The 12,807-nt window shown below is 75.4% G+C and carries 2 protein-coding genes; both read right to left on the reverse strand.

The features are described from left to right. On the reverse strand, nucleotides 1-10,120 hold a 10,120-nt coding region (locus tag ACEPPI_RS37400), incomplete at its 3' end, for a type I polyketide synthase (protein WP_373919727.1). 253 nt (nucleotides 10,121-10,373) lie between these two features. Then, nucleotides 10,374-12,807, reverse strand: a 2,434-nt coding sequence (locus tag ACEPPI_RS37405; protein ID WP_373919728.1) for an SDR family NAD(P)-dependent oxidoreductase, incomplete at its 5' end; no start/stop codon positions are given.

Here is a 12,807-nt window from a genome sequence, read left to right on the forward strand (position 1 = left end):
TGGGGTGGGGCTGGGGGGGGGCGGCCGGCGGGGGGGGGGGGGCGCCGGCCCCCGCCGCCGCGTCGGCGGCCGGGTCCGCGTCGGCGAAGAGTTCGCCGCGCAGGTGGCGGGCGAGGACGGTCGGGTCCGGGTAGTCGAAGATCAGCGTGGCGGGCAGGCGCAGCGCGGTGGCGGCGTTCAGCCGGTTGCGCAGCTCGACGGCGGTGAGCGAGTCGAAGCCGAGTTCCTTGAAGGCCCGGCCGGACTCGACGGCGCCGGGGCCGTCGTGTCCGAGCACGGCGGCGACCTGCGTACGGACCAGGTCCAGCAGCGCCCGGTCCTGTTCGGCCGCGGACAGCCCGGCCAGCCGGGCCCGGGGTCCCGACCCCTCGTCGGCGGCGGTGCCCGCGGCTTCGACGGAGCGGCGGGCGACGCCGCGTACCAGGCCGCGCAGCAGCGGGGCGATGGTGCCCGCGGCGGCCTGGGGGCGCAGGGCGTCGGTGTCCACGCGCATCAGGGCGACGGCCGCATCGTCGAGGGAGACGGCGGTGTCGAACAGCTCCAGGCCGTCGGCGGCCGTCAGCGGCGGCAGTCCGGCGCGGCGCATGCGGTTGACGTCGGCGGCGTCCAGGGCGCCGGCCATGCCCTCGGCGACGGACCACAGGCCCCAGGCGAGCGCGGAGGCGGGCAGGCCGTGGGCGCGCCGGTGCTGGGCGAGGGCGTCGAGGAAGGTGTTGGCGGCGGCGTAGTTCCCCTGGCCGGGGCCGCCGAAGAGGCCGGAGGTGGAGGAGAAGAGCACGAAGGCGGCGAGGTCCGGGGCGAGGTCGCGGGTCAGCTCGTGCAGGTTCCAGGCCGCGTCCACCTTGGGGCGCAGGACCGCCGACAGCCGGTCGGGGGTCAGCGAGGAGAGGATCCCGTCGTCGAGCACGCCCGCGGTGTGGACGACCGCCGTCAGCGGGTGCTCGGCGGGGATCCGGGCCAGCAGTGCGGCGAGGGCGTCCCGGTCGGCCACGTCGCAGGCCGCCCAGGTGGCCGTGGCCCCCGACGCGGCGAGTTCGGCGGTCAGTCCGGCCGCACCGGGGGCGTCGGCGCCGCGGCGGCCGACCAGCAGCAGCCGGCGCACCCCGTGGGCGGTGGCCAGGTGGCGGGCGATCAGGCCGCCCAGCGCACCGGTGGCGCCGGTGATCAGTACGGTGCCCTCGGGCCCGAAGGCCGGGGCGCGGCGGGGGCCGTCGGGGGCGGCCACGGCCGGGTCGGCCCGGCCCGCCCGGGCGTCGTCCTCGGCGGTCTCGACGCGGGCGAGGCGCGGGACCAGTACGGCGCCCCCGCGCAGGGCGAAACGTTCCTCGTCGCCGGTGAGTGCGGCGCGCAGGGCGGCGCCGTCACCGGCGCCGGTCCCGGCGTCGACGAGGGCGATCCGGCCGGGGTTCTCCGTCTGCGCGGAGCCCAGCAGGCCCCACACGGTGGCTGCGGCGAGGTCGCTGACGTCCTCGTCGGGGGTCGCGGGAACCGCGCCGCGGGTGACGAACACCAGCCGGGCGGCGGCGAACCGCTCGTCGGCGAGCCAGGCCTGGGCCAGGGCGAGCGCGTCGTGCGCGGCCCGGTGCACGGCGGGCGCCGTCAGAGGGGCTGCTGCCGGGGCGAGGTGGACGAGCACCTCGTCCGGTACGGGGCCCCCCGCGTCGACGGCGGCGGCCAGTGCCGCCAGGTCCGCGTAGTGGTCGGCGTCCGCCGCCCGCTCGGCGCCGGCGTCGCCGAGGACGGCGTAGCGGACCCCGTCCGGGGCGGTGAGGCCGGTCCGTTCGGTCCACTGCCGGCGGAACACCGACTCGTGGTAGGTGGCCCGGGCGGCCCGCAGCTGGTCGGCGGTGACCGGGCGCAGGCCCAGCGAGGCGACGGCGGCGACGGGGGCGCCGGTGGCGTCGGCGATCTCCAGCCGGACCCCTTCGGCCCCGGCCGGGGTGAGGCGGACGCGCAGCGCGCTCGCGCCGCCCGCGTACAGCGACACACCGCTCCAGGCGAAGGGCAGCCGGCCCCGGCCGTCGTCGGCTCCGACGCCGCCCAGCCCGATGGCGTGCAGGGCCGCGTCGAGGAGCGCGGGGTGCAGGCCGAAGCGGCCCGCCTGGTCCTCGGTGCCCTCGGGCAGGGCGACCTCGGCGTACACCGCGTCGCCCTGCTGCCAGGCCGTGCGCAGGCCGCGGAAGGTGGGCCCGTAGGCGAAGCCGATGGCGTCGAGGGCCTCGTAGCGGCCGTCGAGCGGTACCTCGGTGGCGCCGGCCGGGGGCCAGGCGCTCAGGTCGAAGTCGGCGGCGGTGCGCCCGGCTTCGGCGAGGACACCGGCGGCGTGCCGGGTCCACGGCTCCTCCGCCGGGGCGCCCTCGGGCCGCGAGTGCAGGGCGAACGGCCGGCGGCCGGACGCGTCGGCGGCTCCGGCCCAGACGCGCAGCTGGACGCCGCCGCGCTCGGGCAGCACCAGGGGGGCTTCGAGGGTGAGCTCTTCGAGGTGGTCGCAGCCGAGCTGGTCGCCGGCGCGGGTGGCGAGTTCCACGAAGGCCGTGCCGGGCAGCAGGACGCTGCCGAGGATGGCGTGGTCGGCCAGCCAGGGGTGGGTGGACAGGGCGAGGCGGCCGGCGAAGACCATGCCGTCCGACTCGGGCAGCGCGACACCGGCGCTGAGCAGCGGGTGGCCGGTGTCGTCGAGGCCGATCGCCTCGACGTCCCCGAGGTAGAGGCCGGAGATCGCGGGCCAGTAGCGCTGTCGCTGGAAGGGGTAGGTGGGCAGGTCGACGCGGCGGGCGCCGGTGCCGGCGAAGTACGCCGCCCAGTCGACGGTGCCGCCGTGGACGTGGACCCGGGCGAGGGCGGTGGTGACGGCCTCGTCCTCGGGTCGGCCCGCGCGGAGCAGGGGGACGAAGACGGCGTCCTCGGTGACGCAGTCCTGGGCGAGGGCGGAGAGGACTCCGTCGGGGCCGAGTTCGAGGTACGTGGTGACCCCGGCGGCTTCCAGGGTGCGGATGCCGTCGAGGAAGCGGACGGCCTCGCGGACGTGGCGGACCCAGAAGTCCGCCGAGCCCATCTCGTCGGAGACGATCGCCCCGGTCAGGTTCGACACGACCGGGATGCGCGGGCTCTCGTACGTGAGCCCCTCCGCGACCCGGCGGAAGTCGTCGAGCATCCCGTCCATGTGCGGGGAGTGGAAGGCGTGGCTCACCGTCAGCCGCTTGGACTTCCGGTCCGAGAAGGCTTCCACGACGGCCGTCGCGGCGTCCTCGTCACCGGCGATCACGACCGAACGCGGACCGTTGACGGCGGCAATGCCCACCCGGTCCGTCAGCAGCGGCAGGACCTCGTCCTCCGAAGCCTGCACCGCGATCATCACACCACCCGAAGGCAGCGCCTGCATCAGCCGGCCGCGCGCCGCCACCAGCGTGCACGCGTCCTCCAGCGACAGGACCCCCGCCACGTGCGCGGCAGCGATCTCACCGATCGAATGCCCGGACAGGAAGTCGGGCTTCACGCCCCACGACTCGAACAGCCGGAACAGCGCCACTTCCAGGGCGAACAGCGCGGGCTGGGTGTACCCGGTGCGGTCCAGCAGCTCCGTGTCGGAGCCGAACAGCACTTCTCTCAGAGGCAGTTCGAGGTGCGGGTCGAGGTGGGCGCAGAGCGCGTCCAGCGCGTCCGCGAACACCGGCTGGGCCTCGTACAGCTCACGGCCCGCCCCCAGGCGCTGGCTGCCCTGACCGGTGAACAGGAAGGCGGTCTTCCCGCCGGCGGGCGAGCCCTCCACGAGGGCGGCTGCCGCGGCGCCCTCGGCCAGCTTCTCCAGCCCGGACAGCAGCGCCTCCCGGTCCGCGGCCACCACGGCTGCGCGGTGCTCGAAGGCGGCGCGGCCGACGGCCAGGGAGAGCGCCAGGTCGGCGGGGTGGGCTTCGGGATGCCGTTCGGCGTGGGCCAGGAGGCTCCGTGCCTGGTCGCGCAGGGCGCCCTCGGTCTTACCGGACAGGACCCACGGCAGCGGCGAAGCGCTGCCCGCGGGTGAGTGCACGTCGGCGACGGTCGCCGTCGGCGGCCGGGTCCGTGACGGCCGCGCGGCCGGCTCGTCCTCGGGGGCCTGCTCGATGATGGTGTGGGCGTTGGTTCCGCTGATGCCGAACGAGGACACGCCGGCCCGGCGCGGGCGCCCGGTCTCCGGCCACTCCACGGGCTCGGTCAGCAGGGCGACGTCCCCGGCCGTCCAGTCGACGTGCGGGGAGGGCTCGTCCACGTGCAGGGTGCGCGGCAGCACTCCGTGCCGCATGGCCAGCACCATCTTCATCACACCGGCGACACCGGCGGCGGCCTGGGTGTGGCCGAAGTTGGACTTGATCGAGCCGAGCAGCAGGGGCTGCCCGTCACCGCGGCCCTGGCCGTACGTGGCCAGCAGGGCCTGTGCCTCGATGGGGTCGCCGAGCCGGGTCCCGGTGCCGTGCGCCTCCACCGCGTCGACCTCGGCGGCGGACAGGCCGGCACTGGCCAGAGCCTGGCGGATGACCCGCTGCTGGGAGGGGCCGTTGGGCGCGGTCAGGCCGTTGGAGGCGCCGTCCTGGTTCACGGCCGAGCCGCGGACGAGGGCGAGGACCGGGTGGCCGTTGCGGCGGGCGTCGGAGAGCCGCTCGACGAGCAGCATGCCGAGGCCCTCGCCCCAGCCGGTGCCGTCCGCGCCCGCGGCGAAGGCCTTGATGCGGCCGTCGGCGGCGAGGCCGCGCTGGCGGCTGAAGTCGATGAAAGAGGCGGGCGTGGACATGACGGTCACACCGCCCGCGAGGGCCATGGTGCACTCGCCGGCCCGCAGGGCCTGGATCGCCCAGTGCAGGGCGACCAGCGATGAGGAGCAGGCCGTGTCGACGGTGACGGCGGGGCCCTCCAGGCCGAGGACGTAGCTGACGCGGCCGGAGACGACGCTCGCGGCGTTGCCGGTGCCGAGGAAGCCCTCACTGCCGTCGGGGGCGGCGAGGATGACGTCGAGGTAGTCCTGGCCGTTCGTCCCGGTGAAGACGCCGATCCGCTCGCCCCGCACGGTGGCGGGGTCGATACCGGCCCGCTCGAAGGCCTCCCACGAGGTCTCCAGCAGCAGCCGCTGCTGCGGGTCCATGGCCAGGGCCTCGCGCGGCGAGATGCCGAAGAAGCCCGGGTCGAACTCGGTCGCGTCGGCGAGGAAGCCGCCCTCGCGGACGTAGGTGGTGTTCTCGGTGACGGACTCCGGGTCGTACAGGCCCTCCAGGTCCCAGCCGCGGTCGGCGGGGAAGCCGGAGACGGCGTCGCGGCCGGCGGCGAGCAGCTCCCACAGCTGTTCGGGGGTGCGCACCCCGCCGGGGAAGCGGCAGCTCATCGCGACGATGGCGATGGGATCGTCATCGGCGGCGACCGCGGGGACAGCGGCCGCACCCTCGCCCGCCGGGGCGGCGCCGAGGAGCTCGCCTTGGAGGAACGCGGCCAGCGAGAGGGAGTTGGGGTAGTCGAAGATCAGGGTCGCGGGCAGGCGCAGGCCGGTCCGGGAGGTGAGCAGGTTGCGGATCTCCACCGCGGTCAGGGAGTCGAAGCCGAGGTCGCGGAAGGCGATGGCCGGGTCCACGGCGGCGGGGCCGGAATAGCCGAGCACCGCGGCGATCTGCGTACGGACGAACTCCAGTGCGAGCGTGTCGCGTTCGGCCGCCGCAGCCAGGGCGAGCTGCGTCGCGAAGCCGTCTGCCGTCCCCGCTCCCGCGCCGGCGGCGTCGGGCGCACCGGCCGCGGTGAGGGCGTGCACGGCCTCGGGGAGGTCGGCGATCAGCGGGCAGGGGCGTACGGCGGTGAGGCCGGGCGCGAGGCGCTCCCAGTCGATGTCGGCGACCACGGAGGCCGTCTCGTCCAGGGTGAGGGCGGTGTGCAGGGCCGACAGGGCCAGTTCGGGGGCGAGGGCGGGCAGGCCGGCGGAGCGCAGGCGCTCGGCGACGAGCTCGTCGGTGGCCATGCCGCCCTCGGCCCAGGCGCCCCAGGCGATCACGGTGGCGGGCAGGCCGTCGGCGCGGCGCTGCTCGGCCAGGGCGTCCAGGGAGGCGTTGGCGGCGGCGTAGTTGGCCTGGCCGGCGGCGCCGAAGGAGGCGGCGAGGGAGGAGAAGAGCACGAACGCGGAGAGGTCGAGCTCGCGGGTCAGCTCGTGCAGGACCTGCGCGGCGTGGGCCTTGGGCCGCAGGACCTCCGCCATGCGCCGCGGCGTCTGCGCGTCGAGGACGCCGTCGTCCAGGACGCCCGCGGCGTGGACGACGGTGGTCAGCGGGAGGTCGGCCGGGACGCCGGCCAGGAGTGCGGCCACCGCGTCGCGGTCGGCCGCGTCGCAGGCGGCGAGGGTGACGCGGGCGCCCAGTTCGCGCAGTTCGGCGGCGAGTTCCTGCGCGCCTTCGGCTGCGGGCCCGCTCCGGCTGACCAGCAGCAGGTGTGCGGCGCCGGTCCGGGCGAGCCAGCGGGCGACGTGCCGGCCTAGGGCGCCCGTCGCACCGGTGATCAGGGCGGTGCCGGAGGCGGTCCACGCGTCGGCGACGGCCTGTTCCCGGGGGGCGCGGCTCAGCCTGCGGGCGAAGACGCCGGTGGGGCGTACGGCGAGGTGGTCCTCGGCGCCGAGGCCGCCGAGGACGTCCGCGAGCCGGGCGGCCGCCCGCTCGTCCGGGTTCGGGGGCAGGTCGACGAGGCCGCCCCAGCGGCCGGGGAGTTCGAGGGCGGCGGTACGGCCGAGGCCCCAGACGGGTGCCTGGGCGAGGGCGGTGAGCCGGTCGGAGCGGCCGGTGGACACCGCGCCGCGGGTAGCGGCCCAGAGCACGGCGTCCACGTCGGCGTCGCCCAGCGCCTGGACGAAGGCGAGGGTGGCGGCGAGCCCGGCGGGCAGCGCCGGGTCCTCGGGGTGCGGCCGCTCGTCCAGGGCGAGCAGCGAGAGCACTCCGGCGGGCGCGTCGGCGTCCGCCAGCGTCTCGCCGATCCGCTGGGCGAGGGCGGCGCGGTCGTCGGCCGCGGCGTCCACCGTCAGGCTGCTGACGGTGACCCCGCGCGCGGCCAGGGCCCGCGCTGCGGCGACGGCCCACGGGTCGTCGGTGTGGCCGGCGGGGACGACGAGGAGCCAGTGCCCGGACAGCGGCGCGGGCTCGGCGTCGGTGAGGGGCTTCCAGGTGACGCGGTAGCGCCAGGCGTCCACGGTGTCGCGGTCGCGGTGGCGGCGGTGCCAGGCGGAGAGCGCGGGCAGCACGCCGCTGAGCGGCGCGTCCCCTTCGATGCCGAGGGTGTCGGCGAACGCGGCCAGGTCCTCGCTGTCCACGACCTCCCAGAACTTGGCGTCGGTGGCGCCCAGTGCGCGGCCGTCGGCGGGTCCGGTCAGGTCGCTGAAGGGGTCGCGGGGCCAGTACGGCTCGCGCTGGAAGGCGTACGTCGGCAGGTCGACGCGGCGGGCGCCGGTCCCGGCGAAGCGGGCGGCCCAGTCCGGGGAGAGGCCGCGTACGTGGGCGCCCGCGACGGCGGCGGCCAGCGAGCGGGCCTCGGGGCGGCCGGTGCGCAGCGCGGGCAGGAACACGGCGGCGCGGGCGCCGGTGGCGGTCTGGCAGTCCTGGCCGAGGGCGGAGAGGACCCCGCCGGGGCCGATCTCCACGTACGCGGTGACGCCGCGGCTCTCCAGCCAGCGGATGCCGTCGAGGAAGCGGACGGCCTCGCGGACGTGGCGGACCCAGAAGTCGGCGGAGCCCATCTCGTCGGTGACGAGGGCGCCGGTCAGGTTGGAGACGACCGGGATGCGCGGGGCGGCGTACGTGAGCCCCTCCGCGACCCGGCGGAAGTCGTCGAGCATGCCGTCCATGTGCGGGGAGTGGAACGCGTGGCTGACGGTCAGCCGCTTGGACTTCCGGTCGGGGAAAGCCGCCACGATGGCGGTCGCGGCGTCCTCGTCACCGGCGATCACGACCGAGGTCGGGCCGTTGACAGCGGCGATGCCCACCCGGTCGGTCAGCAGCGGCAGGACCTCGTCCTCCGCAGCCTCCAGCGCGATCATCACGCCACCCGAAGGCAGCGCCTGCATCAGCCGCCCACGGGCGGCCACCAGCGTGCACGCATCGTCCAGCGACAACACACCCGCCACATGAGCGGCGGCGATCTCACCGATCGAATGCCCGGACACGAAGTCCGGCTTCAGACCCCAGCTCTCCAGGAGCCGGAAGAGCGCCACCTCGACGGCGAACAACGCGGGCTGGGTGTACTCCGTACGGTCCAGCAGGGCGGCATCCGAACCGAACAACGCTTCCCTCAAGGGAAGTTCGAACCCTGCGCACACCTCGTCCAGGACGGTCGCGAACACCGGGTGGGCGTCATACAGCTCGCACCCCATCCCCAGGCGCTGGCTTCCCTGACCGGTGAAGAGGAACGCCAGTTTGCCTTCCGTGGCGGCGCCTTCGAGCACGTCGGGGGCCGTCCGGCCCTCGGCGAGCGCGGCGAGCCCCGCGAGCAGCTCTTCGCGGTTCTCGGCGACGACCGCGGCGCGGCGGTCCAGGGCGGCGCGGGTGAGCGCCTGCGCGTAGGCGACGTCCGCGATGCGGAGGCCGGGCCGGTCCGTGAGGTGGGCGTGCAGCGTGGCGGCCTGCGCCCGCAGCGCGGCGCCGGTCTTGCCGGAGAGGACGACCGGCAGGACGGCGGCCGGGGCGGCCGCTTCGACGGCGGTCCCGGGGGTCTCGGCGGCCGGCTCCTCGGCGGACTCCTGGGCCGTCTCTTCGCCGCTCTCCAGGATGACGTGCGCGTTGGTGCCGCTCATGCCGAAGGAGGAGACGCCGATCCGGCGCGGCCCCTCGTGCTGCGGCCACGGCCGCGCCTCGGTGAGCAGGGACACCTGGCCCGCCGACCAGTCGACGTGCGGGGTGGGTTCGGTCAGGTGCAGGCTCCGCGCCAGCACGCCGTGGCGCATCGCCATGACGCTCTTGATGACCCCCGCGACACCGGCGGCGGCCTGCGCGTGGCCGATGTTGGTCTTCAGCGAGCCCAGCCACAGCGGCTGCCCGTCGGGGCGGTCCTGACCGTAGGTGGCGATGATCGCCTGGGCCTCGATGGGGTCGCCGAGGCCGGTTCCGGTGCCGTGCGCCTCGACGGCGTCCACCTGGTCGGGCGTGAGCCGGGCGTTGGACAGCGCCTGGAGGATGACGCGCTGCTGCGAGGGGCCGTTGGGTGCGGTCAGGCCGTTGGAGGCGCCGTCCTGGTTCACGGCGGTGCCGCGGATCACGGCGAGGACGTGGTGGCCCTTGCGGCGGGCGTCGGAGAGCCGCTCGACGAGCAGGACGCCGACGCCCTCGGCGAGGCTGAAGCCGTCGGCGTCGGGGGAGAACGCCTTGCAGCGGCCGTCGGTGGCAAGGCCGCGCTGCTTGCTGTAGTCGATGAAGGTGCCGGGCGCGGCCATCAGGGTGGCGCCGCCGGCCAGGGCCATCGAGCACTCGCCGTTGCGCAGGGCCTGGACGGCCAGGTGCAGGGCGACGAGGGAGGAGGAGCAGGCCGTGTCGACGGTGACGGCCGGGCCCTCCAGCCCGAACGTGTAGGACAGGCGGCCCGAGGCCACGCTCGCCGCGTTGCCGGTGCCGAGGTAGCCCTCCACGTTCTCGGAGGAGCTGAGCAGCGCCGTCAGGTAGTCGTGGTTGCTGGTGCCGACGAACACGCCGACCTGCTTGCCGCGCATCGAGGTCGGGTCGATCCCCGCGCGCTCGAACGCCTCCCAGGAGGTCTCCAGCAGGAGCCGCTGCTGCGGGTCCATGGCGAGGGCCTCGCGCGGGGAGATGCCGAAGAGCGAGGGGTCGAACCGGGCGATGTCGCGCACGAAGCCGCCCTGGTTGGCGTAGCTGGTGCCCGGGTGCTCGGGATCGGGGTGGTAGACGGTGTCCATGTCCCAGCCGCGCTCGGCGGGGAACCCGGTAATGGCGTCGACGCCATCGGCGACCAGCTGCCACAGCTCCTCCGGCGAGGTCGCGCCTCCCGGATAGCGGCAGCCCATGCCCACGATGGCCACGGGGTCCTGGTTCTTCGCCTCGACGTCCCGAAGCCGCTGACGCGTCTGGTGCAGATCCGCCGTCACCAGCTTCAGGTAGTCCCGCAGCGTCTCTTCATTCGCCATTTAACGCAACCACCCATTTGCAGCAGACGGCATCGGAAAACTGTGTGCAGAGCCGAGAATTGACATCGGAAATGCGAGCGCTCCGCTCTCCGGCGAAGCGACTGCTCGATCGCAGGCTATTTCTGTCCCAACCCGCCCTACAACCCCTAACTGCCCCCTACGCACCCCTGGGGTAGGGGAATGCGTAGGGGGCAGTGGTCCCAGGTCAATTACCCAGGGGGTTGGCCATCTTCACCGATAAATCGGCGGACCGTCAATAACGCCCCAGGCCCTTGTTGATAAAGGCGAACAGCTCTTCGTCGCTGGCGTCCTGGAGCTGTTCCACCGCGTCGATTCCGCTGTCCGCGGCGTCCGCCGCCTCCCCGGCCGGGCCGCCGGCCGGGGAGCCGTCCGCCGCGCCCGGGCCGGCCGGTCCGGCCGCCGGGTCACCGCTCTCGTTCCACTTCGCCAGCAGCGACTGGAGCCGCATCGTCACCCGGGCCCGTACGACGTTGTCCCCGGTGCCCTGTTCGAGTACGGATTCCAGCCGGTCGAGCTCCTCCAGCAGCGGCGCCCCGCCCGCCACCGCGTCCGGCACGATCCCGGCGCGCAGGTACGCGGCGACGGCGGCCGGGGTGGGCTGGTCGAAGACCAGGCTGGCCGGCAGCTTGAGGCCGCTCACCGCGCCGAGGCGGTTGCGCAGCTCGACGGAGGTGAGGGAGTCGAAGCCGAGCTCCTTGAAGGCCCGGCCGGCCTCGACGGCGGTGGTGTCGGGGTGTCCTAGGACGGCGGCGACGGCGGTGCGCACCAGGTCCAGCAGCAGCCGTTCCTGCTCGACCTCGGGCAGCCCGGCGAGCTGCCGGGTCAGCGGCACTCCCCCGGTCAGGTCCTCGGCCGACTCCCGCTCGGCGCTCTCGATGACCCGCCGGGCCTCGGGGAGCTCCAGCAGCAGCGTGCGCGCCCGGTCGGCGGTGAAGGCGAGCGTGAACCGCTTCCAGTCCATGTCGACCACGGTCAGGGTGGTCTCGTCGCGGTCCAGGGCGTGCCGCAGCGACGTCAGGGTCCGGTCGGGCGACATGGAGAGGATCCCGTGGCGGCGCATGCGGTCGCCCGCCGCGCTGTCGTCCCCGTCCGCGCTGCCCCAGGGTCCCCAGGCGAGGGAGGTGGCGGGCAGGCCCTCGGCGCGGCGGTACTCGGCGAACGCGTCGAGGAAGGCGTTGCCGGGTGCCTGGTTGCCCTGGCCGGGGGCGCCGAAGGTGGCGGCGAAGGAGGAGAAGAGGACGAACGCCGACAGGTCGAGGCCGCGGGTCAGCTCGTGGAGGTTGCGCGTGCCGTCGACCTTGACCCGCAGGACGTCGGCCACCTGCTCGGGGGTGAGCGTCTCGATGACCCCGTCGTCGAGGACGGCGGCGGTGTGGACGACGGCGGTCAGGGGCCGGTCGGCCGGGACGGCGGCGATCAGCGCGGCGAGCGCCTCGCGGTCGCTGACGTCACAGGCGGCCAGAGTGACCCCGGCCCCGAGCGCGGTCAGCTCCTCGCGCAGCTCGGCCACACCCGGCGCCGCCTCCCCGCGCCGGCTCGTCAGCACCAGGTGCTCGGCACCGTTCGCCGCGAGCCAGCGCGCCACGTGCGCACCGAGGGCACCCGTACCGCCGGTCACCAGCGTGGTCCCGGCCGGACGCCACTCCCGCACCACCGGAGTCTCGGACAGCCGCGCCCGCACCAGACGACGCACGAACAACCCCGAGGACCGCACCGCGACCTGATCCTCGGCCCCATCCCCGGCCAGCACCCCCACCAGCCGCTCCAGCACACGGGCATCGGCCTCGGCCGGCAGATCGACCAAACCGCCCCACCGTGCCCCCTGCTCCATGGAGGCGACGCGCCCGAGACCCCAGATGAGGGCCTGCTCCGGGTCCTCGACCCGGTCGGCGCGCCCGGCGGCGACCGCGCCCCGGGTGACGCACCACAGCGGCGCGGTCACGTAGGCGTCGCCCAGGGCCTGGGACAGTGCCAGTCCGGCGGCGAACGCCCCCTCCCCGCCGAGCGCGAGGAGCGAGAGGACGCCGGCGGGAGCGGTGTCCCCTCCGGTGGCGGCCTCGATCGCGGCGGTGAGCGCCTCGCGGTGGGCCGCACCGGCGGCAACGGTGACGCTACGGACCTCCGCGCCGCGCTCGGCGAGCGTACGGAGCACGGCGGCGGCCGTGTCACCGGCCGGCCCGGTCAGGGCCTCGGGCACGGCGACCAGCCAGGTCCCCGAGAGCCGCGTGGGAGCGGCTTCGGCCAGCGCCTTCCAGGTGACGCGGTAGCGCCAGCCGTCGACGGTGGACTCCTCACGGCTCTGCCGCCGCCAGGAGGACAGGCCGGGCAGGACGGTGCCGAGGGACTGGATCGCGTCGGGGGTCTCGAAGGCCAGAGCCTCGGCGAGCGCCGTGACGTCCTCGCGTTCGACGGCGTCCCAGAAGCGGGCGTCGAGCGCGTTCTCGGCCGGCGGCGCCTCGGCGTCGACGGGCGCGGCCTCGGGCCAGAACCGCTGCGGCTGGAAGGCGTAGGTGGGCAGGTCGACGCGTTGTGCGCCAGTTCCGGCGAACACCGCGTCCCAGTCCACGACCACACCGCGTACGTAGGCCTCGCCCAGGGAGAGCCAGAACCTCTCCAGACCGCCCTCATTACGGCGCAGGGAGCCCAGGACAGCGGCCTCGCGGCCC

The organism is Streptomyces sp. AB3(2024) (genome assembly GCF_041862025.1).
Classification (GTDB): domain Bacteria; phylum Actinomycetota; class Actinomycetes; order Streptomycetales; family Streptomycetaceae; genus Streptomyces.